Origin of the sequence: Xenorhabdus griffiniae, from assembly GCF_015163655.1 — a bacterium.
In the GTDB taxonomy this organism is placed as follows: domain Bacteria; phylum Pseudomonadota; class Gammaproteobacteria; order Enterobacterales; family Enterobacteriaceae; genus Xenorhabdus; species Xenorhabdus griffiniae.
Map to the genome: position 1 here is coordinate 1 of NZ_JADEUF010000069.1, position 21,293 is coordinate 21,293.

A 21,293-nucleotide genomic window follows, 5' to 3' on the forward strand; every position below is an offset into this window, starting at 1 on the left:
TAAAACATTAGGCTATTCAAAATCACCGGAAATGCATGACAAAGTCATCGGGACTTTTATCGAAAGAGAATATTATATTTAAGACCAATCAACATTTTGAATACGTGACCCGCTTACGAAGATACTTCGGTTTATCCGCTTCCTCTGCTGTGATGTCTTTTCCTATATTCTAGACTACGCGCCTGCTTCAGTTTCATTATGCCTCCCGTTTAAATATCGCCCCTTTTTCTTTTGAAAAGATTCATTCTTAAAACACAGAATAATTTCCACTGTCCTGTTCGATTTTGGTATTTTATTTTTTATTTAAAATCATATGGGGTAAAGTGAACAAATAGTGGTGGAAAGTCACGGGCAATTGATTTCTCTTATCTACATGTGATGAATGAGTTCAGTATATTCGGCAGGGAATAATATTCCGATACTGGTTACATGAACATGTCGCATTTTGGAGCACATAAAGGCAATGGGTAAGCTAACCTGGGATCAAACTTTACGCTTTCGTTTACTTGAAATAGTGTTGCAGTGGGAAGGGCGTCTGACGACAAACCACCTTTGCTCTGCTTTTAATATTGGTCGTCAGCAGGCATCTAAAGACATCAATCGCTACATCAAGAAATATTCTCCTAATGGGTTAGAATACGATAGTAAACTCAGGGGTTATAAACCCACCGCTTTTTTTGTTCCCCGTTTTAGTGAAGGTAAGGTTGATGAGTATCTGACACTCCTGCATCAGGAAAAACAGCAGGTGCGTCAGCATCTAGAACGGGGAATGGCTCTCCCTTTAATGGATTTACGTTACGGTCATATTGAGATTTTAAATGTGCCAGCCCGCCATATCGATCCAGAGATCGTTCGGGGTTTGGTGCAAGCGGCTCGTTATCAGTTGAGGGTAGATGTTGACTATGTATCCTTAAGCTCGGAAGAACAAAGTGGACGCAATATCGTACCTCATACGTTGGTCTATGATGGGATCCGCTGGCATGTACGTGCATATTGTGAGAAGAAAAAAGATTACTTGGACTTTGTAATGAGTCGATTTCGTGGTGTGCCTGATTTGCTGGATGCTTCCGAAAATGGAAGAGAGCAAGATGTTGAGTGGAATACTCTGGTGACTGCTATAGTAGTGCCTAACCCCAAGCTCAGCACTACTCAGCAAAAAATTATCGCCAGTGATTACGCGATGAATGATGGAAAATTGCTGATCACTCAGCGTATCCCTTTACTCCATTATGCTCTTGGGCTTTTACAAGTGAATTTTGACGGGGAATATAATGAGAAGCCTCTACTACATCCACTGGTATTAGCCAACCGATCCGATTTAGTTAATCTAGGATGCCACTTCAAGCTGACAAGTGGTTGATTTGTCCATGGTGTAATAAATAAAAATTCAATATCGTAGGACACTTCTTTTACTTCTCGCAGCGCGAGAAGTAAGTGATATTCATAAATATCAGTGTCTCACTATGATGAAAAGGTATATATTTGAACTTAAAGTATTATGAAATTTTTCTCAGAACTTTGACCAGCTATACCATTATAAGGATGTCATGAAACTTTCAGATTTAGGAAATAGAATTTGCATTATGGGGCCATCAAATAGCGGTAAGTCCACACTTGCTAATGCAATTTCAAGGAAGTGTAACTTGAAGGTAATTCATCTGGATCAACTTTTTCATTTACCCAATACAAACTGGCAGGAACGTTCCGTAGATGAATTCATCTCATTACATGATATGGCAATAAAGGAAGATAACTGGGTTATAGATGGGAATTATAGAAAATGTCTATCACAACGCCTATTCAGGGCAACTGGAGTGATCTTATTAGATGTTTCAACGTCATCAAGCCTGCTACGTTATGTAAACAGAACATTATTTCAACGCAAGCGCTATGGTGGTCTGGAAGGTAGTAGAGATAGTATCAAATGGAAAATGATCCATCATATTTCTGTTGTTACCCCCAACAGCAGAAAATGCTATGCGGGTTTGTTTGAACAATTAACCATACCCAAAATCAAACTGACATCTATTAAAGAAATTAAGGATCAATTTGATAAATGGGAACTTACTAGGTAGTTACTTGTGTAAATTATTTTCATAATATATCAATATCATAAAAGAATATATTTTCGGATTCACATATTAAGCGCAACACTATAATTATTCATAGCAAGATCAACAAATTGTTCTTTTATGTCCGCCTAGCATGCTCTGTAGGCGTACTCAAGTTGAAACGTGCGTTTGCAGGATAAGCAGCGGTAACGTTAGTGACCCGCATCGCCTTTGCCGTGTTTTTTAATAAATTCCGTTTGCTGACAAAATCGACACTTTACTTCAACCGTTGCCATTTTATTCCCCCCGAAAAAATAACGACTATACATAATCAGCAACGGATTGAATACGTGGCCGGATAAGTTTTTTCCTTCCTTATAATACTGAAAGTCATTAGCCAGTGTTTTTATTTATTCTTGGTTTTTGTTTATGTCATGAAAAGCGAGATCAGCCTGATGAGTGAGTTTTTGGGAGCTGCAAATAGCCGCAACTCCCCAATCCCCTAATCTCACTTCCCAATCCCAACCGGATAAGACTCAAACAAATACCCGTCAAAATTCGGGTCATCTACATCGGATAATTCCAGTAAACTCTGTTTCACATTTTCTAAATGTTGCCACATTGTTTGCTTCGCTGCTGCGGGATCTTTTTTTATCATCGCTGCCAAAATTGCCTGATGATCATTCAGCCACGCTTTACGGTAATCAGTATTGGTAATTCGGCTATGCAGTTTCATCCACATGGGATTATTTTCACGCCACGTCCAGGACTGTTTAAGCAATTCAACTAACATACTGTTATGTGTTGCCTGTGCGATAGCTAAATGAAATTCTCTGTCACCGGATTCACTTTCCCCCGAAATCAGATCCTTTTTCTCCTTTTCCAATGCCTTGCGCATATTAGCAATATCGGCTGGAGTCACCTGGAGCGCTGCAAATTCAGCGATATTACTTTCCAATAATTGGCGCGCTTGTAACAGCTCAAAAGGCCCTGCGGCATTGATGGTCGTATCACTTGAATAGGAACGTGGCAATTGGATGAGGTAAATGCCTGAGCTTTTGCGTACTTCAATGAGGTTTTCCAATTCCAGTACAATCAACGCTTCACGAACAAGCGTGCGCGAAACGCTGAATTTTTCTGCAATTTCACGTTCTGTCGGTAGACGATCACCGGGAGAATAATCCATCTCTATAATCATCTGACGTAATGATTGGGCTACTTCGTGATAGGGACGTCTGGAGTCTGCAAAGTTCATCATTTAATGCCGCCGTAAGGTCATATACTTAAATGGATCGACTAAAAATGATGTTATTCTAAGGCATCAATACCAGAAATATAACCACCTATTCTTGTTACAATAGGTGGTTTTGAGAGAAAATTATTCTATTTTACGTATTCGATTTACCATTTCGAATAATGCCGGTTGGGTTTTAGCGATATCGTCATACATGGGTTTAACCGCGTCCTGAAAGAAGGTTTTATCCACAGTAATAAACTCAACGCCTTGTTTTTCTGCTTTTGTCCGCTCTTCTTTTTCTGATTTTTCCCACAGTTGAATCATGTATTTTGAGGAGTTCAACGCTGCTTTTTTCACAATCTCTTGCTGTTCAGTGGTTAATTTATTCAATGACTTGTTAGATATTAACAGGACATCAGGGATCATCGTGTGCTCATCCAGGGAAAAGAATTTTGTCACTTCATTGTGGCGGCTTAGCGTAAAAGAGGTGATGTTGTTTTCAGCCGCATCCACGACCCCTTGTTGCAAGGCGGTATAAAGTTCACCATAAGCGAGTGGTGTTGGGTTTCCTTTCAACCCTTTCACCAAGGCAATGGCGGTTGGGCTGGGTTGTACGCGAATTTTCAAGCCTTTTAGATCTTCAGGTGTTCTAATCGGTTTTTTCGCATAAAAACTGCGTGCCCCCGCATCATAGTAAGTGAGACCAATAAATCCCATGTTTTGACTTGAAGCGAGGACTTCTTTGCCGATATCGCTATCGATGACTTGTTGATAGTGCTCTTTATCGCGGAACAAATAGGGCAGGTTAAAAATGGAATACGCGGGAGAAAAGGCTTCTAATTCTGCCGCATTGGATTTAGCAATATCCAAGGCGCCGTTTTGCATCAATTCAATGGATTCACGTTGGTTGCCCAATTGAGAATCAGAATAGATGCGAATGCGAACTTCTCCGTTGGTTTGTTCTTTCACTTCGTTAGCAAACTGGGTCATGGCCTGATGGACTGCATGAGCCCGGTTCTGGTTATGGCTAAGTTTCAGCGTTGTCACAGCGAAAGCCTGAGATGCCCCCATCATCAATATGATGCCAGCCGCTATGCCTGCTATACCTAAAACCTGTCGTTTGTTGTTCTGCATGTTTGGTTCTCCAGAGGTGAGGGTCGGTTTTTGTTATTTTCTTGTGGGCAAACCATAATCAGATTTTATTGACTGGGCAAAGGGCAAAATTCAATTGGTCGATCTTACTCGCAAAAAACGCTGATATTGGTTGACCTTTTGGGTTTGTGATCTGCCTCACTCTCTTTCGGAAGTTATTGCAGAGTTTTTAGTACGATCAGTATAGATTCTCATTTTTGGTCGGGCTTTAATTGGTAAACCAAAATGATGGGGATCGGATAAATGAAAAACCTTCTGGCGATGACCAATAAAAGTTTGGCATTTTTTACCGTCTGCTTGCTGGCCTTCTTGGTTTTATGTGTGTCGTGGCAGGTCATTTCACGTTATGTCTTAGGTACACCAAGCACAGAAACCGATGAGTTAGCACGTTATCTGTTTATGTGGGTCGCTTTGATTGGTGCTGCCTACACAACCGGACAGCATCGGCATCTTGCTATCGATCTGCTGATGATGAAATTAACCGGAGTCAAGAAAAGCGTTATCAACCTGATTATTCAGGCTGCCATTATTTTATTTTCTGCCATTGTGCTGCTTTATGGTGGCGGCCTGCTGGTTTCATCGACCTTGGAAAATGGTCAAATCACCCCCGTATTAGGCTGGAAAATGGGGTACATCTATTTGTGTCTGCCGATTAGCGGAATATTGATGATTTTCTATGCGTCTGTTGATGTGATCTCGATTATTCAACATTTTTCTGGTCAACCACCCGTGGTGCCTGAGAATGATTAACTTGTGGAGATAAGGGGTTAGAGTATGGATTGGTATATCATTGCCGCACTCTTTGGCACATTTGCAATATTGCTGGCATTGAGTGTTCCCGTTTCTTTTGCAATCGGCTTATCTTCGTTAGTTGCTATTACGATGACATTGCCGCTGGAATCCGCGATCACGGTTGTTGCACAACGTATGGCTGCGGGAGTCGATAACTTCTCTCTATTGGCGATCCCGTTCTTTATTCTGGCCGGAAATATTATGAACCAAGGTGGGATAGCTGCCCGTTTGATCAATCTGGCCAAAATGATTGGCGGCCGTTTGCCGGGATCATTAATGCACGTCAATATCATGGCGAACATGCTGTTTGGGGCAATTTCAGGTTCGGCAGTGGCATCCGCTGCTGCGGTTGGGGGAACAATGGCACCGATGCAGCGAAAAGAAGGATATGATCCTAACTTATCTGCTGCTGTGAACATCGCTTCTTGTCCTTCTGGTTTGCTGATCCCACCCAGTAATACCTTGATTGTGTATTCGTTGGTTTCAGGGGGAACATCTATTGCTGCCTTGTTCTTAGCGGGTTATATCCCAGGCATTATTATGGGCATTTCACTCATGTTTGTGTCTGCCATTATTGCCAAGAGGAAGCGCTATCCTGTTGCACCTCGGCCAACGTGGCGCGCATTTTTTGTTACAGCGTGGCAAGCGATACCGTCATTAATGCTCATTGTGGTCATTATGGGCGGTATTATTGCGGGGATCTTCACGGCGACAGAAGCCTCAGCCATTGCTGTTCTCTATAGTTTTATTCTCGCAGTGGTGATTTATCGTGAAGTGAGTCTCAAACAACTGCCCAAAATTATTCTTGATTCAGCTATTACCACATCTATTGTTTTGCTGCTGATTGGCGTATCAATGGGTATGTCTTGGGCGATGGCCAATGCTGATCTACCCTATCTAATTGCCGATGCGTTGATGGCGGTTTCTGATAATCCACTGACCATCTTGCTAGTCATCAATATCATCCTGCTGATAGTGGGGATCTTTATGGATATGACACCTGCCGTTTTGATCTTCACGCCGATTTTCTTACCCGTTGCGACGAGCATGGGTATCGATCCTGTGCATTTTGGCATCATCATGACATTTAATCTGGCGATTGGGATTTGTACTCCTCCCGTAGGCAGCGCGTTATTTGTTGGGTGTTCTGTGGGGGAAGTGAGTATCGATAAGGTACTGAAACCGCTGTTGCCGATGTACATTGCGCTGATTTCGGCGTTAGCGCTGGTGACATACCTGCCGCAACTAAGTTTGTGGTTACCTGAATTAGTCTTGAGTTAATTATAGGGGGAGTTATGAAACAAACCTGGCGTTGGTATGGGCCGGAAGATCCTGTTTCATTAGCGGATATTCGTCAGGCAGGAGCAACTGGGATTGTGACGGCGTTGCACCATATTCCCAACGGCAACATCTGGCCTGTCGAAGAGATAGCGCAACGTAAGGCATCGATTGAAGCTAATCAACTTGAATGGACAGTGGTAGAAAGTGTTCCCATTCATGAAGATATCAAAACGCATACTGGGGAGTACGATCGATGGATCGAAAACTATCAACAAACCTTGCGTAACCTCGCTGTCTGTGGGATTAAAACAGTATGCTACAACTTTATGCCGGTTCTGGATTGGACACGGACAGATCTCGCGTATGAATTGCCTGATGGATCAAAAGCGCTGCGCTTTGATCAAATCGAATTTGCTGTTTTTGATATCCACATCTTGCAACGTTGTGGCGCAGAAAAAGATTATTCCGAAGATGAAATTGTGCAAGCACAATCACGCTTTGCTGCAATGACAATAGAAGAAAAACAACAACTGACAGACACGATTATTGCTGGCCTTCCTGGCGCTGAGGAAGGCTATAGCTTGGAACAATTTCGCCAACACCTGAAACGTTATGCCGGCATTGATAAGACCAAATTGCGTGAGCACTTTGCTTATTTCCTGCAAAAGATCATTCCGGTTGCGGAAGAGCACGGTATCAAAATGGCCGTTCATCCTGATGATCCACCGCGTGAGATCTTAGGCCTACCACGCATTGTTTCTACAATAGAAGATATGCGTTGGATAGCTGAAACGGTAGACAGCAATGCCAATGGCTATACGATGTGCACCGGATCTTACGGTGTGCGGGCGGATAATGATTTGGTAAAGATGATCAAATTATTTGGCTCCCGTATCTATTTCCTCCACTTGCGCTCAACCGTGCGTGAAGAAAACCCATCCACGTTCCATGAAGCGGCACATCTTGCGGGTGATGTGGATATGTATGAAGTGATCAAAGCGGTTGCGGAAGAAGAACATCGTCGGTTGGCGGCGGGTGAAAATCACCTGATTCCCATGCGGCCTGATCATGGTCATCAAATACTTGATGATTTGAAAAAGAAAACGAACCCCGGCTATTCGGCAATCGGCCGCCTGAAAGGGCTGGCTGAAATTCGTGGCCTTGAGTTGGGTATTCATCGCGCTTTTTACCAAAAATAATTTCTGAGCTAACCCTACATGGTGGTGGATGAATATCACCCACTACCGCTTATTGGTGAGTCCATTATGGAAAAAAATCTTGTCAATGCGATAACTTCTGTCCCATACCCTGGCTGGACAACCGAACGTCTGACTTCCCGTATGGTGCATTTAGGCTGCGGTGCATTTCATCGGGCGCATCAGGCGCTTTATACACATCATGTATTAGAACAGACAGACAGTGATTGGGGATTTTGTGAAGTTAATTTGATGCTAAATGATGCTTCACTGATTGAAAATCTGAAAAAACAATCTATGCGCTATACCGTTGCAGAAAAAGGGCAGGAAGAAATCAGATTAAAAATTATTGGTTCGATGAAAGAAGGTATGCACCCATTAATTGATGGCGTTCAGGCGATTATCGAAAAAATGGCTGATCCTGATGTTGCCATTATCTCTTTGACAATCACGGAAAAAGGTTATTGTACCGATGCCGTGACAGGGCGGTTAGATCAAAATAATGAGTTGATTATTAAAGATATTGCTAATCCCGCGGTGCCAAGATCAGCTATCGGCTATATCACGGCGGCGCTAAGATTGCGTTTTGAACGAAGCCTACCCGCTGTGACGATTTTGTCCTGTGATAATGTGCGGGAAAATGGACATGTTGCCCGTGAGGCCGTATTAGGTCTGGCGCGTTTGCAGGACAGAAAATTGGCACAATGGATAGAAAGTCAGGTGACATTTCCCTGCACGATGGTGGATCGCATTGTGCCGGCAGCGACGCCAGAAACGTTAGCTGAAATTGCCCAACAGCTGGGCGTTGCCGATCCGTGTGCTATTGCCTGCGAACCTTTCCGTCAATGGGTGATTGAAGATAACTTTGTCAATGGGCGCCCAAATTGGGATCTGGCCGGTGCGCAATTTGTGGACGATGTGGTGCCCTTTGAAATGATGAAATTGCGTATGTTAAATGGCGCTCATTCATTTTTGGCCTACCTGGGGTATTTAGGTGGCTATGCGCATATCTCCGATACCATGACAAATGCCGATTATCGTCGGGCGGTGTATGCACTGATGTTAAATGAACAAGCCCCAACGCTATCAATGCCAGAAGATATCGACCTGATGGCCTATGCGGATAAATTGCTCGAACGGTTCACTAACCCAGCGTTAAAACACCAGACCTGGCAGATTGCGATGGATGGCAGCCAGAAATTGCCGCAGCGCATGATTGATTCCATTGAATGGCATCTTTTGCGGGGAAGTGATTATCGCCATTTAGCGCTTGGTGTAGCGGGTTGGATGCGTTATATCAGCGGCGTGGATGAACAAGGCCAACCCATTGATGTGCGTGATCCATTAAAAGAAACCTTTGTGGCGATTTTTGCCAAATATGGTCAGTCGGTCGAGGTGGTGAAAGAATTACTGGCAATTGAATCGATCTTCGGCAAGAAACTGGTCAACAACCGTGAATTTGTCGATAATGTCACCAAAGCCTACCAAAACTTATTCAATGTTGGCGCCCGCCAAGCGGTCGCGGCCCTTTGACCATAGAGGAAAATGTCATGAAAACCTTTATGTGTGAAGATTTCCTGTTAAATAATGACGTTGCCCGCCGCCTTTATCATGATTACGCGGCGTTGATGCCTATTTATGACTATCACTGTCATCTCAATCCCAAAGAGATAGCGCAAAACCGCCGTTTCCACAATCTTGGTCAAATTTGGTTAGAGGGCGATCATTATAAATGGCGCGCGATGCGTGCGGCAGGGATTGAAGAGGCACGAATTACCGGTGCTGAAAGCAGTGATTATGAAAAATACCTCGCATGGGCGGAAACGGTTCCTCTGACGATTGGCAATCCACTTTATCACTGGACTCATCTGGAATTGCGGCGTCCCTTTGGCATTAGCGGAAAACTATTTGCGCCGGATACCGCAGAAGCCATCTGGCATGAAGTGAACGAGAAACTCTCTCAAGATGAATTTTCTGCCCGTGGCATTATGCAGCAAATGCAGGTACGCATGGCAGGAACAACGGATGATCCCATTGATTCTCTCGAATATCATCAACAGATTGCCAAAGATAAAGACTTTACCATCGAAGTATTACCAAGCTGGCGTCCAGACAAAGTCTGCAAAATTGAGCTATCGGGTTTTTGTGACTATCTCGAACGATTAGGAAAAGTCGCAGATATCGCGATCGGGTGTTTTGCTGATTTATTGCAGGCATTAGAGCGCCGACTTGAACACTTTCAAGAGCACGGTTGTGTGGCATCGGATCATGGTATTGAACAGTTGCGTTATGCGCCGATACCTGACGAAAAAGTGTTAGACATCATTTTGCAAAAGCGCAGACAAGGGCAATTACTCAGCGAATTAGAAATAGCACAATTTACGACAGCGGTACTGGTTTGGTTAGGTAAACAGTACGCAAAACGTGGCTGGGTCATGCAACTGCATATTGGCGCCTTACGCAATACCAACACGCGTATGTTTAATCGGCTAGGGCCAGACAGCGGCTTTGATTCCATTGGGGATAATCCTATTGCTTACCCATTATCTCGCTTGCTGGATGAAATGGATAAAACAGATGAATTACCGAAGACCATTCTCTATTGCTTAAATCCCCGAGATAACGAAGTGATCGCAACTATGACTGGTAATTTTCAGGGCGGGGATCAGGAAGATAAAAGTATTCAGGGTAAGATCCAATTTGGATCGGGCTGGTGGTTCAACGATCAAAAGGACGGTATGCAGCGTCAATTGGAGCAACTTTCCCAATTAGGTTTATTGAGTCAGTTTGTCGGTATGCTGACAGATTCACGTAGCTTTTTATCTTATACCCGCCATGAATATTTTCGGCGAATTCTCTGTAATATGCTGGGGAATTGGGTCAAAAATGGTGAAATTCCCCATGATGAGGAGATGCTGGGGCAGATAATCCAGGACATCTGTTTCAATAATGCTGAACGTTATTTTCAGGCTATAAAGGATTAAAGAATGCAGATGCGGAAAATTGCCCTGATTGGCGAATGCATGGTTGAGCTAAATGGCATTCCATTTGGTGCCATGACACAAAGTTATGGCGGTGATGTACTAAATAGTGCAGTTTATCTGGCTCGCGCTGGCGGCAATATACTTGATGTCCATTTCGTCACGGTGATGGGTACGGATCCCTTGAGCGAAGGCATGATCTCACGCTGGCGGCAAGAGGGCATTAATACTTCGTTAGTGTTGCGTGACAACGCCCATCAACCCGGTTTATACCTAATCCAACTTGATGAAAAAGGTGAGCGCACGTTTCTTTACTGGCGCAATAACTCGGCGGCGCGTTATCTCTGGCGCCATCCTGATTATCCTTTCTTGCGCCAGCAATTGCAGAATATGGACGTGCTCTATCTCAGTGGGATCAGCCTGGCGATTTTGCCTGAGCATGATCGTCAATTGCTGCTCATTGATTTGAAACAGTTGGCTGCTGAAGGGAAATTGATTTTCTTTGACAGTAATTATCGTCCCGCTTTATGGGAAAACGAAACACAAGCCCGTGAGTGGTATCAGCAAATGTATGCCATCACCGATATTGCGTTAGTCACTGACGATGACGAAGCGCGTCTCTGGGGAGATTCATCAATTGAGGAAAGCTTTAACCGCCTGAAAAGCATGGGGGTTAAACAAGCCATTATCAAAGCGGGTGAACGGGGCTGTTTTTATCGTGACTTAAGCGGCTGCGATGCCACACAACATATTGAGACTCAACCTGTTACACCTGTCGTTGATACCACTTCGGCAGGCGATGCATTTAATGCGGGTTTTATCGCGGGGCAGTTAAATGGGAAATCCATTTATGATTCAGCATTAATGGGGCATCAGCTCGCAAGGGTTGTGATCCAGCATAAAGGTGCGATTGTACCGCAGACAGCGACACAGCCGGTTACCGCCCGTTTTTTTAATTCGAACTAAATCGGAGAGAATGATAATGCAAGAGATAATGGCGCGTCTGCGTCAGATTAAAATTGTGCCTGTGATAGCCATTGAAAAGGCCAGAGATATTATTCCCCTTGGTCATGCATTAGCAGACAACGGCCTGCCTGTGGCTGAAATCACGTTTCGTACCGAGAGTGCTGCCGAAGCGATCAGTCTATTGAAGGCTGAGCGACCAGATATGCTGATCGGTGCGGGAACCGTGCTTCAGCGTGAACATGTTCGTCAGGCAAAAGCAGCGGGGGCAGAGTTTGTTGTTTCACCTGGGTTTAATCCAAACACCGTACTGGCGTGCCAGCAAATTGGTATTCCTATCATTCCTGGCGTGAATAACGCCAGCACGATTGAACAAGCGCTGGAATCAGGCATCAATTTTGTCAAATTCTTCCCGGCTGAGCCTTCAGGTGGCATTGCGATGATTAAAGCACTACTTGCACCGTACCCACAGTTGCAAGTCATGCCAACCGGTGGGATCAACGTGAAGAATATTCGCGATTATCTTGCTATCCCACAAATTGTGGCATGTGGTGGATCATGGATGGTCAGCCCACAGTTGATTCGAGATAAGGACTGGAAGGCGGTTGGTAGATTGGTGAGGGAGGCGGTGGAGTTGGTTAACGCTTGCTGAGGGAATATCCATTTCACAATAGATAACTTTTTATGACTTAACATCATGAAACATCAGTGTTTTTATATTTGATAAAATGAAGTTTTTAAGTAAAAAACGTGGTGGGATTTTTTCTATTAAAAAAGTTCTTTAAAAACATAATAATAGAGTTGGACTGTTCCCCATATGTATGGGGATGAACCCACAATCGTGCCATCACTGACCGCTGCATGTGTCTGTTCCCCATATGTATGGGGATGAACCGTAATTTTTAATAAAAAAGGACTTTTTCACTGGTCTGTTCCCCATATGTATGGGGATGAACCTGTCAGTAGAAATTTCTTTTTAGTACCTAAAGACAGTTCCCCATATGTATGGGGATGAACCGGGCAGTCTGCCCGCGTTGCTCTGGCAACACCGCTGTTCCCCATATGTATGGGGATGAACCGATAATGGCGACCGGGTGCCAACGTCAGTTGAACTGTTCCCCATATGTATGGGGATGAACCGTGATCCATTCTTCGGGTGATGGTTGAACCAGCCTGTTCCCCATATGTATGGGGATGAACCGATCTGGCGTTAGCCTCAGACGATTTTGCGCTACCGTTCCCCATGTGTATGGGGATGAACCGAGGGCGCCATTGCGCATTGGTTTGATGAAAGACCGTTCCCCATGTGTATGGGGATAAAACCGTACGGGTGGCAAATCCACCTTGCTGGGTATTAGCAAACGAAGCGATAAAAATTTGCGTAGGTTACCCTGATCCCGTTCGCCCGCGCGTTCATGATGCGGCTTGAATATCCAGAAGAGCAAACTTGCTGAGTGGGTTCGTAAACAACTGGGTAAAAAGCATGCGAATGTGGTTGCCTGTGCTTTATCAGGCGCGGAACTCATCGTGGCACAGGCATCCTTACACATAGAGACGCCGGATTGAAGCAAGCCCATCATAGGGCAAAAATCAGTGTTACAAAAATAGGGATGACCATAGATTCTATTGCACTTTATTTTCCGTTTCCTGAGACGAACCAATGAATGCGGTTTCCCTGGTGTAATCAAAAATAGTGATTATTTAAAAAAATAAGGTAATGTTTTGATAATTGTAAAAATTTATTTTTTTGCAGATGTATTAATGTTAAATTTAAATACTTGGCCTAACAAAGAGTAAAAAATACTCATATTAAAATATAAGGATATAATTGTGATAGAGTTCGCTAGTTTTTCTACAGAAGATGCGATCAAAGATGATGCTGTTGGTATTTCAGTCAGACATATTATAAAAAAAGAAGGACTAAACGCTTATGCTACGTTTATCAATGCAGGAAAGAGAGTTGGATGTCATAATCACAGTATCGGAGATGAATGGTATATAATACTTTCTGGTGAAGGAGAAATTTGGACAGGTGAAGTATTAGATAATGATGTTCATGATATCCAAAAAAGGCGATTTTCTCAGGGAGATATTTTTTGTATTTATCCAAATACAGCACATCAACTTGTTGCTCATGAAAATGTAAAATTAATATTTTTATGTCCAGAGTCCCATCTATCCCATGATAGGACCTGTTTTTCAGATATCTGTGAATAATTACTCTGCAAGAGTGATAGACCGTGACTCCCTGAAAAAATTTTCAGGGATATAGTTAGCTATGTTATTTTCATAACAATATGCAACCAAATCTTTCTTACATTTTACCCCTGTTTTTTGATACAACTTCTGAATGTAATTGGCGATTGTTCTGTTGGACAGAAATAATCTTTCAGCTATATCTTTAGTGGAAAACCCTTGCAGAATATAAAACATTATTTCCCATTCTCTTTTACTAAAAAATTCTGATGGAGGTGTGAAAACTAATGATGTTTGTACATTTATTTTGTTTAGCTTTTCTAGTGTCATAGTATCTACCGGCCTTCCATGGAAAATGGTGCCTCTGCATACCCCATTTTCATCAATTAATGGAAATTTATCGAAATACCATGGTTGAAGATATGGGAGATTTTGAAAAGGATGAATTTCAATAGAGGTAACCCGATCTAATAATGTTTCAACTTTCCTGTCGTGTTTCTGAAATTCATCCTGAAAATTTGCAGTTGCTGCCGGAAGTTCACCATCAAAATGGCCTTCTACATCATATCCTTTAGGAAGAGAAAGTAATTTATGATATTTTTTATTTGCATATATAAATTTTGAGGTGTGATCTTTCGCACCCCATGGATCATTACTAATTTCCCAAAATTTTATTAGCGGCCTAATCAAGTTTTCTACTGAATAATTCATATGCTACCTTCTGAAAATCATCCTGATTAATTATTATTTCTCATATTTATGATTTAAAGTATGGAATAATATTACTCTAACTTCATGGCTTAACTTTTTCAGATTGATGGATTAAGTAAAAATATTCAATAATAAAATCAATTAGAGGTGACAGATTAATTATGTGAGTTTTTTTCAGCGGTTTTATAAACAGGCTTTAAAAAAGCTATGGATTCACCGTATTTTGAACAAGTTATCCAATAATTGATTGAACAGACAGATAGTCGTCAGAAAGTGATTATGACTGCTGCTCAACGATTATATGAAAAAGGCCGGAAAGAAGGCATTCGACAAGTTAGAAAAAAACTCCTTCAAGCCGTGAAGAATTACTCTCCTTGCAATAATCCCTCATCTTTAATCTCCCTTTTCGTGTTCTCTTACCCGTGTTTTTGAAGCAGATAAGATGTCAAATCTGCACTGAATGGATCTTTTTTGCATATAGCGGCTACTTGTATCTCCCTGTTTCACGTAATGATAACCCTCCATGATTAATTACTCTGGTGAGCATATGACAAAAGGGGAACCTGTATGCAGGACTTAAACAATAAAGTCGCTATTGTCACTGGTGGGGCTACCAAAATTGGGGCAACCGTTGCCAGGGTATTGAGTGAATATGGGGTTAAGGTTGCGATTTTTGATATTGATCAGGCAGGCGGGGAAAAAGCGGCTAGCCTGCAACCGGAATCCATCCGTTTCTGGCATGTTGATATTACTGACGATAATCAACTTTCTCAGGGAATACATGAGGTCGTTGCTTATTATCACCGTCTGGACTATCTCATCAACCTTGCAGCGACTTATCTGGATGAGGGAGCCGACTCCAGCCGTGAAACATGGCTGACCGCCTTGAATATCAATGTGATCAGTGCCATCAGAGCAGCCCAATTTGTCCGGCCTTACCTCACTGCGGCGGGAGGCGGCGCTATTGTTAACTTCACCAGCATTTCTTCCTCAATTGCCCAGACAGGCCGCTGGTTATACCCCGCTTCAAAAGCCGCGTTACTGCAAATCACCCGTAGTATGGCAATGGATTATGCCGCTGACCACATCCGCGTTAATTCTGTTTCACCAGGGTGGACTTGGTCACGGGTTATGGATGAGTTAACCCAGGGGAAGCGACAGAAAGCCGATAACGTTGCCGCAGATTATCACCTGCTTGGTCGTGTCGGTGATCCCGAAGAAATTGCGCAGGTCGTGGCATTTCTCCTATCAGATTTAGCGAGTTTTGTAACCGGTGCGGATTATGCCGTTGATGGTGGTTATTCAGTCATGGGACCAGAACAGGCGAAACCCGCTATTCCACGGTTGGCGGAATAGGTTCAGTTCCGACATCCAAAACAAAAGAGGAAAATACTATGCGTCGTATCGCTATCGTCGGAGGTGGCCAGGCCGGACTGCCTCTGGCCCTTGGTCTGCTTGACAAGGGCTATCAAGTCACTGTAGTCACCAACCGCACGCCTGATGATGTTCGTCATGGTCGGGTTCTGTCGAGTCAGTGCATGTTTGATGTTTCTTTGCAGTTTGAACGTGATTTGGGATTGAATCAGTGGGAAACGCAATGTCCGCCCGTTGAAGGGATCGGTTTCACCGTGCCACATCCTGAAATTCCCCATGACAAAGCCATTGAATGGAGTGCACGGCTCGACAAATATGCGCAGGCTGTCGATCAACGCATCAAGATGCCATTTTGGCTGGAACTATTTGCTTCTCGTGGCGGTAATCTGGAAATTAGCGATGTGGGCGTTGCCGAACTGGAACGCCTGGCGGCCAGCCATGAACTGGTCATTCTGGCGGGAGGCAAAGGGGAGATTGTAAAATTGCTGGAACGCGATGCTTCACGCTCACCATATGATACACCTCGGCGTGCACTGGCATTGACCTATGTGAATGGTATGTTGCCAACGCCTCAATATTCCCGTGTCTCTTTTAACCTGATCCCGGGTGTAGGGGAATATTTCGTTTTTCCTGCCCTGACACTCAGTGGTCCCTGCGACATCATGGTTTTCGAGGGTATTCCGGGGGGAGCAATGGATGGCTGGCAAGAGGCAAGAACACCGCAAGAACATCTGGCCTATAGCAAGCAGATCCTCAAAACTTTCCTGCCGTGGGAATCTGAACGTTGTGAGCATATCGAGCTGACCGATGAAAATGGCATTCTGGCGGGACGTTTTGCGCCAGTAGTGCGTAAGCCCGTGCTGACTTTGCCTTCTGGTCGTCAGGTTTTTGGACTGGGGGATGCCGTGGTTACCAATGATCCGCTGACCGGGCAGGGTTCGAATAACGCAACAAAAGCCTGCAAAGTCTATTACGAAGCCATTCTTGCCCATGGCGACAAACCTTTTACGGCTGAATGGATGAACAACACGTTTGAACAATTTTGGCAATATGGTCATTACGTTGTGGAATGGACAAACAGCCTTCTTATCCCACCAAAGCCACACGTTCTGGAATTATTAGGGGCAGCCCAACGTTTACCGGCACTTGCCAGCACAATTGCCAATGCGTTCAACCATCCTCCGGTACTGTTCCCATGGTGGGAAGATGCCAATGCTTGTGAAGAATATATCCATTCACAACTGATTGAAGAAATTCGGGCATAAACGGGGGAAATAAATATGAGCATAACTACCCTGAATAACCAAATGCCGCTGTTTGATAGTGAATGGGGTGCAACGGAATTTGAAACGAGAGATTTGCGCACGCTTTTTGGGAAGTATCCGACAGGGGTTGCCATTGTTGCGACTCGCACTGCTGAGGGACGTAATGTGGGATTGACCATCAATTCATTTGCTTCACTTTCACTGGAGCCGCCTTTGGTGCTCTGGAGTTTGGTCAATCATTCACCTAATCTGTCCGTGTTCCGTGATTGCGAATATTTCACCATCAGTATCCTGAGTTGTGATCATCAGGAACTGGCTCTGCGTTTTGCCAGTTCGCGGGTAGAAAATAAATTTCAGGGTATTTCAGTGCAGGAAACACCCGAAGGTATCCCTTCGATTGGAGGAGCGATAGTGACACTGGTGTGCGCCAATCACCAGCAAACGCATCTTGGTGATCACTTGCTGGTAATCGGAGAGGTCAAACGCATTGCCAGTATCGAAGGTAAGCCATTGGTTTTTCACGGCGGTATGTTTACCGGTCTGCATGATATTCACGGAATATAAAAAATGATTCTGTTGGAAAACATTCAGGAGAGCATGATTAATGAATAGTCCGTTAAATGCGTTTGTCATGGCGTTAAATCAAGGCAGTGTGAAAATCATCGACCTTACACAAACATTGACGCCGGATTTTCCGGCCTTGCAGTTGCCTGAACAATTTGGACAAGTTTGGGCCTTCAATGTGGAACGCATTTCTCACTATGACGAGAATGGCCCAGGTTGGTACTGGAACAATTTTAGTTGTGGTGAGCATACCGGCACGCATTTTGATGCGCCAATACATTGGATCAGCGGTAAAGATCAGCCGGATAACAGTGTTGATACTATTCCCTTGCATAATTTTGTTGCGCCTGCTGTGGTGGTGGATGCCAGTCAGCAGGTGGCACAAGATCCAGACTGGATATTGACGGTTGAGTTTTTACAGTCCTGGGAAGAGCAGCATGGTCATATTCCCGCCGGAGCATGGTTGCTGTTCAGGACAGATTGGTCGAAATGGGCAGACGATCCGGTACGTTTTCTCAACCTGCATGATGATGGTGCCCATACACCAGGTCCTAGTCAGGAAGCGGTGGAATGGTTGATCCACGAGCGGGATATTCGAGGGTTCGGGGTAGAAACCATTAATACGGATGCGGGGCAATCGTATGCCTGGCCAGTGGCATATCCCTGCCACACGTTAATGCACGGGGCGAATAAATATGGCTTGCAGTGCCTGAAAAACCTCGATTTGTTGCCTCCCACGGGGGGGGTCATTATTGCTGCTCCTCTCAAAATTGGTGGTGGTTCGGGAAGTCCCCTGCGTGTTCTGGCATTGGTTGAATCTTTCTCTGGAGCGATACCATGACAGATTCCAGGCCACAAGTGATCGTTGTCGGCAGTGGCATCAACTCGTTGGTATGTGCCGCTTTGTTGGCAAAATGGGGTAAATCGGTCTTGGTACTGGAACGCAACGCAGTACTTGGCGGTTGTATTCGCACGGAAGAACTTTTTTCCGGTTATACCCATGATGTGCTCTCTTGCTGGTATCCATTGTTTTTAGGCAGCCCAGCCTATCAGGAACTCAAGCCTGCGTTGGAAAAGGCAGGCTTGGTGTTTTTGCAAAGCGATTATTCAACGGGGTTGGTACAACCTAATGGCAAGGGAATTGCCTTAAAGCACGATATTCTGGCCTCAGCTTTGCGGCTTGATGAAATCGCGGCAGGTGATGGAGAGACATTGCGTCGCATAGCACAGCAAATCTTCCATGATGATGCGGCGCTGATCTTTGGTTTATTAGGGCAAAATCCCTATGGTTGCGGGATACTCAAATTATTGTTCTCTGAATGGCGCAAACGTGGCCTGGATGGATTGGCTAGGTTTGCCGGCAGTTCGCTGGAAACTTTCCGGCGCTGGGCTGAACGTGAGTTACAGTCTGATTTCGGCCGTGCTTTGCTGGCACCGTGGGTATTGCATACGGGGTTAGGGCCGGATGATGCCAGCTCCGCTCTGATCGGTAAGCTCACCTTTACTGCTGTAGTTGCCGGCGGGATGCCGGTGGTAAAAGGTGGCAGTATGCGTATGGTAGAAGCCCTAACAGGGATCATTGAGCAACACGGCGGTCAGCTTATCACCCATGCTCAAGTTGACCGTATCATCACCCAAGGGCAGGGCAAAAAGCGTCGTGCTTCTGGTGTGATGGTTGCGGGGCAGGTTTATCACGCCAGCGAAGCGATAGTCTGCAATGTACCCCCCCAACAGCTTTATGGTCACTTGCTGGATAGGGTTCCCGATACTCTTTTGCAACAAGCACGGAACTATCGCTATGGGCGCGGGGGAATGCAGATTCATTTTGCCTTGAACGCCCCACCGCCGTGGTGTGAGCCTGAATTGTGCCATGTGCCACTGGTTCATTTAACGGAGAGTATGGAACAAGTCTGTTTATCCGTGACACAGGCTAATAATGGTTATCTACCCAGTCATCCGACACTGGCGATAGGACAGCCAACAGCCCTTGATCCTTCCCGTGCGCCAAAAGGCGGTTGGATTTTATGGATTCAAATGCAGGAATTACCCACGCAGCTAAAAGGCGATGCTTTGGGAGAAATTCCCATTCCTGTCGATGGCAATTGGAATGAGGCAATTCGCGAAGCGGTTGCGGATCGGGTGCAGGCTCGTTTGGAAACAGTGATGCCAGGTTTTTCATCTTCGATTGTTGGCCGCAAAGCTTATTCTCCGGCGGACTTACAGGCATTGAACTGTAACTTGTCAGGGGGAGATCCCTATTCAGGCATTTGCTCACCTGATCAATTTTTCTGGTTACGCCCGTTTGCCCCTGCGCAAGGTGCCAAGGCGCATCAAACTCCAGTCCGTAACGTGTTTCACATTGGGGCTTCAACTCACCCAGGCCCCGGATTAAGTGGGACTTCTGGCTATCTTGTCGCTCGTCGACTTGCGCGACGCTGATCAAAGTAGCCAATCATTTCATTTTTTATCAATTCATCTCTTACAGAGAGGAGGGTTATATGACGTCCAAATTCAGACGGCTCTTTTATGCAGCGGTTTTATCACTGCCAGGTTTCTTGGCTATGGTAAGTCATTCCGCGATGGCAACAGAAGGTGGTGTCGGCGCCTATCCTGATGGTCTGGATAATTACTTATCCGGTGCTTTACCGCCTGCGGGCCTTCATACCCTGTTTTATGGTGGCAATATTCACTATACCAAGCTTAAGGACAATCATGGCAATTTGATTCCTGTTCCTGGTTTTAAAGTCAACGTGAATGTCCTTGCCCCGCGATTGGTTTGGGTGACCGAGGCGCAAGTCTTTGGCGGCCAGCTGGCTTATCATGCTATCGTGCCATTATTGGATGTCACCGCTGATACTGCTGACAAACATGATAACAGCAAAGGGATAGGGGATATCACCTTTGGCCCTGCTTTGGGTTATCATCCCGCGCCTGATTTGGCTTATGTTATTGGCTTGAATGTCAATGCACCGACAGGCCACTATGACCGCAACGATCTTTCCAGCCTGGGGAAAAACTATTGGACAGCGCAACCCGTCTGGGCAATCAGCTATTTCCCTGCTGACGGCATCAATGCGGATTTAAAAGTGATGTATGATGTCAACTTCCGCAACAAGGACACTAAAACAACCTCCGGCCAGGCACTACATGCGGATTATGCGTTGGGTTGGGGATTTGGCAACGGTTTGGTCGCAGGCGTTGGCGGTTATGTTTTTCAGCAGATCACGAATGATAGTGGCTCAAACTCCGCACAGGGTAAAGCGAGGGCGGTGGGTTTCGGTCCTTCCATTCGCTATGCCAATGATAAAGGCTGGCTGCTGACTTTGAAGTGGCAAAAAGATTTTGTTGTCAGTAATCGCCCATCAGGTTCTCAAATTTTCTTAAAAGCGGCCATTCCATTTTGAGGACGTATTTTTTTATATACCAATCTAACTTCAAGATGCGTGTGATATCTCCCCGCGAAGCGGGGAGATATCAGGTTTCATATTGTGTTGCAAATTACAACTTGAAGTTGCATGGGTATAAACACT

General features: G+C 44.7%; 20 protein-coding genes, 2 pseudogenes and 1 CRISPR repeat array. Of the genes and pseudogenes, 18 read left to right on the forward strand and 4 right to left on the reverse strand.

The annotated features are described in order from the left end of the window. From IQ211_RS11850 to IQ211_RS11860, 3 genes are all read left to right on the forward strand, one after another. On the forward strand, window positions 1-82 hold an 82-nt coding region (locus tag IQ211_RS11850), incomplete at its 5' end, for an IS1 family transposase (RefSeq protein ID WP_228011593.1). Between the two features lie 381 nt (window positions 83-463). Continuing rightward, window positions 464-1,360, forward strand: a complete 897-nt coding sequence (locus IQ211_RS11855; RefSeq protein WP_189760354.1) for a BrxR family helix-turn-helix transcriptional regulator — start codon at window positions 464-466, stop codon at window positions 1,358-1,360. 187 nt (window positions 1,361-1,547) lie between these two features. Then, window positions 1,548-2,075 (forward strand): GTPase, encoded by a 528-nt coding sequence (locus tag IQ211_RS11860; protein ID WP_189760355.1) that lies wholly within the window; start codon window positions 1,548-1,550, stop codon window positions 2,073-2,075. A 128-nt stretch (window positions 2,076-2,203) separates the two neighbouring features. Here the strand turns inward: IQ211_RS11860 and IQ211_RS11865 are convergent. The 3 genes and pseudogenes from IQ211_RS11865 to IQ211_RS11875 form a co-directional block, all read right to left on the reverse strand. Next, a pseudogene (locus tag IQ211_RS11865) lies at window positions 2,204-2,347 on the reverse strand (IS1 family transposase); the annotation flags it as partial. A 212-nt stretch (window positions 2,348-2,559) separates the two neighbouring features. After that, the gene (locus IQ211_RS11870) at window positions 2,560-3,309 is read right to left on the reverse strand and encodes an FCD domain-containing protein (protein ID WP_189760356.1); all 750 of its coding nucleotides are present in this window, start codon (window positions 3,307-3,309) and stop codon (window positions 2,560-2,562) included. Window positions 3,310-3,429: 120 nt separating this feature from the next. Further along, entirely contained in the window at window positions 3,430-4,422 is a 993-nt protein-coding gene (locus tag IQ211_RS11875) for a TRAP transporter substrate-binding protein (protein ID WP_189760357.1), read from the reverse strand. A gap of 261 nt (window positions 4,423-4,683) precedes the next feature. Between IQ211_RS11875 and IQ211_RS11880 the strand changes: the two genes are divergently transcribed. The 9 genes and pseudogenes from IQ211_RS11880 (at window position 4,684) to IQ211_RS11920 (ending at window position 13,870) form a co-directional block, all read left to right on the forward strand. Next, on the forward strand, window positions 4,684-5,190 hold the full coding sequence (locus IQ211_RS11880; RefSeq protein ID WP_189760358.1) for a TRAP transporter small permease: 507 nt from the start codon (window positions 4,684-4,686) through the stop codon (window positions 5,188-5,190). A gap of 24 nt (window positions 5,191-5,214) precedes the next feature. Continuing rightward, window positions 5,215-6,513: a TRAP transporter large permease gene (locus tag IQ211_RS11885; protein ID WP_189760359.1), complete on the forward strand. Its 1,299-nt coding sequence runs from the start codon at window positions 5,215-5,217 to the stop codon at window positions 6,511-6,513. A gap of 14 nt (window positions 6,514-6,527) precedes the next feature. After that, window positions 6,528-7,712, forward strand: a complete 1,185-nt coding sequence (gene uxuA / locus IQ211_RS11890) for a mannonate dehydratase (RefSeq protein ID WP_189760360.1) — start codon at window positions 6,528-6,530, stop codon at window positions 7,710-7,712. Between the two features lie 66 nt (window positions 7,713-7,778). Continuing rightward, window positions 7,779-9,242 (forward strand): fructuronate reductase, encoded by a 1,464-nt coding sequence (locus tag IQ211_RS11895; RefSeq protein WP_189760361.1) that lies wholly within the window; start codon window positions 7,779-7,781, stop codon window positions 9,240-9,242. A 17-nt stretch (window positions 9,243-9,259) separates the two neighbouring features. Next, on the forward strand, window positions 9,260-10,693 hold the full coding sequence (gene uxaC, locus IQ211_RS11900; RefSeq protein ID WP_189760362.1) for a glucuronate isomerase: 1,434 nt from the start codon (window positions 9,260-9,262) through the stop codon (window positions 10,691-10,693). A gap of 3 nt (window positions 10,694-10,696) precedes the next feature. Further along, window positions 10,697-11,656, forward strand: a complete 960-nt coding sequence (locus IQ211_RS11905) for a sugar kinase (RefSeq protein WP_223281765.1) — start codon at window positions 10,697-10,699, stop codon at window positions 11,654-11,656. Between the two features lie 16 nt (window positions 11,657-11,672). Beyond that, complete coding sequence (locus IQ211_RS11910; protein WP_189760363.1) at window positions 11,673-12,305, forward strand: bifunctional 4-hydroxy-2-oxoglutarate aldolase/2-dehydro-3-deoxy-phosphogluconate aldolase; 633 nt, start codon at window positions 11,673-11,675, stop codon at window positions 12,303-12,305. A gap of 154 nt (window positions 12,306-12,459) precedes the next feature. Continuing rightward, window positions 12,460-12,977: a CRISPR direct-repeat array (repeat unit 29 nt; unit sequence CTGTTCCCCATATGTATGGGGATGAACCG). A 2-nt stretch (window positions 12,978-12,979) separates the two neighbouring features. Next, window positions 12,980-13,219 (forward strand): annotated as a pseudogene (locus IQ211_RS11915) (IS110 family transposase); the annotation flags it as partial. A gap of 264 nt (window positions 13,220-13,483) precedes the next feature. After that, window positions 13,484-13,870, forward strand: coding sequence for a cupin domain-containing protein (locus tag IQ211_RS11920; RefSeq protein ID WP_189760364.1), 387 nt, complete (start codon window positions 13,484-13,486; stop codon window positions 13,868-13,870). Here the strand turns inward: IQ211_RS11920 and IQ211_RS11925 are convergent, their stop codons facing one another. Then, window positions 13,871-14,560 (reverse strand): helix-turn-helix transcriptional regulator, encoded by a 690-nt coding sequence (locus IQ211_RS11925; RefSeq protein WP_189760365.1) that lies wholly within the window; start codon window positions 14,558-14,560, stop codon window positions 13,871-13,873. Window positions 14,561-15,127: 567 nt separating this feature from the next. Here IQ211_RS11925 and IQ211_RS11930 point away from each other — a divergent pair. The 6 genes from IQ211_RS11930 to IQ211_RS11955 are packed head-to-tail and all read left to right on the forward strand — an operon-like array spanning window position 15,128 to window position 21,167. Next, window positions 15,128-15,916 (forward strand): SDR family oxidoreductase, encoded by a 789-nt coding sequence (locus IQ211_RS11930; protein ID WP_189760366.1) that lies wholly within the window; start codon window positions 15,128-15,130, stop codon window positions 15,914-15,916. A 38-nt stretch (window positions 15,917-15,954) separates the two neighbouring features. Beyond that, window positions 15,955-17,199: a styrene monooxygenase/indole monooxygenase family protein gene (locus IQ211_RS11935; RefSeq protein WP_189760367.1), complete on the forward strand. Its 1,245-nt coding sequence runs from the start codon at window positions 15,955-15,957 to the stop codon at window positions 17,197-17,199. Between the two features lie 15 nt (window positions 17,200-17,214). Then, window positions 17,215-17,763, forward strand: a complete 549-nt coding sequence (locus IQ211_RS11940; RefSeq protein WP_189760368.1) for a flavin reductase family protein — start codon at window positions 17,215-17,217, stop codon at window positions 17,761-17,763. 40 nt (window positions 17,764-17,803) lie between these two features. Next, window positions 17,804-18,604: a cyclase family protein gene (locus IQ211_RS11945; RefSeq protein WP_189760369.1), complete on the forward strand. Its 801-nt coding sequence runs from the start codon at window positions 17,804-17,806 to the stop codon at window positions 18,602-18,604. Then, window positions 18,601-20,202 (forward strand): phytoene desaturase family protein, encoded by a 1,602-nt coding sequence (locus IQ211_RS11950; protein ID WP_189760370.1) that lies wholly within the window; start codon window positions 18,601-18,603, stop codon window positions 20,200-20,202. The genes IQ211_RS11945 and IQ211_RS11950 overlap by 4 nt, the downstream gene beginning before the upstream one ends. 59 nt (window positions 20,203-20,261) lie before the next feature. Continuing rightward, the gene (locus tag IQ211_RS11955; RefSeq protein WP_189760371.1) at window positions 20,262-21,167 is read left to right on the forward strand and encodes a SphA family protein; all 906 of its coding nucleotides are present in this window, start codon (window positions 20,262-20,264) and stop codon (window positions 21,165-21,167) included. The last annotated feature ends 126 nt before the right edge of the window (window positions 21,168-21,293 follow it).

Coding starts and splice junctions, on each gene's coding strand:
- IQ211_RS11855 (WP_189760354.1), top strand. CDS start 464: ATGGGTAAGCTAACCTGGGATCAAACTTTACGCTTTCGTTTACTTGAA.
- IQ211_RS11860 (WP_189760355.1), top strand. CDS start 1,548: ATGAAACTTTCAGATTTAGGAAATAGAATTTGCATTATGGGGCCATCA.
- IQ211_RS11870 (WP_189760356.1), bottom strand. CDS start 3,309: ATGATGAACTTTGCAGACTCCAGACGTCCCTATCACGAAGTAGCCCAA.
- IQ211_RS11875 (WP_189760357.1), bottom strand. CDS start 4,422: ATGCAGAACAACAAACGACAGGTTTTAGGTATAGCAGGCATAGCGGCT.
- IQ211_RS11880 (WP_189760358.1), top strand. CDS start 4,684: ATGAAAAACCTTCTGGCGATGACCAATAAAAGTTTGGCATTTTTTACC.
- IQ211_RS11885 (WP_189760359.1), top strand. CDS start 5,215: ATGGATTGGTATATCATTGCCGCACTCTTTGGCACATTTGCAATATTG.
- uxuA (WP_189760360.1), top strand. CDS start 6,528: ATGAAACAAACCTGGCGTTGGTATGGGCCGGAAGATCCTGTTTCATTA.
- IQ211_RS11895 (WP_189760361.1), top strand. CDS start 7,779: ATGGAAAAAAATCTTGTCAATGCGATAACTTCTGTCCCATACCCTGGC.
- uxaC (WP_189760362.1), top strand. CDS start 9,260: ATGAAAACCTTTATGTGTGAAGATTTCCTGTTAAATAATGACGTTGCC.
- IQ211_RS11905 (WP_223281765.1), top strand. CDS start 10,697: ATGCAGATGCGGAAAATTGCCCTGATTGGCGAATGCATGGTTGAGCTA.
- IQ211_RS11910 (WP_189760363.1), top strand. CDS start 11,673: ATGCAAGAGATAATGGCGCGTCTGCGTCAGATTAAAATTGTGCCTGTG.
- IQ211_RS11925 (WP_189760365.1), bottom strand. CDS start 14,560: ATGAATTATTCAGTAGAAAACTTGATTAGGCCGCTAATAAAATTTTGG.
- IQ211_RS11930 (WP_189760366.1), top strand. CDS start 15,128: ATGCAGGACTTAAACAATAAAGTCGCTATTGTCACTGGTGGGGCTACC.
- IQ211_RS11935 (WP_189760367.1), top strand. CDS start 15,955: ATGCGTCGTATCGCTATCGTCGGAGGTGGCCAGGCCGGACTGCCTCTG.
- IQ211_RS11940 (WP_189760368.1), top strand. CDS start 17,215: ATGAGCATAACTACCCTGAATAACCAAATGCCGCTGTTTGATAGTGAA.
- IQ211_RS11945 (WP_189760369.1), top strand. CDS start 17,804: ATGAATAGTCCGTTAAATGCGTTTGTCATGGCGTTAAATCAAGGCAGT.
- IQ211_RS11950 (WP_189760370.1), top strand. CDS start 18,601: ATGACAGATTCCAGGCCACAAGTGATCGTTGTCGGCAGTGGCATCAAC.
- IQ211_RS11955 (WP_189760371.1), top strand. CDS start 20,262: ATGACGTCCAAATTCAGACGGCTCTTTTATGCAGCGGTTTTATCACTG.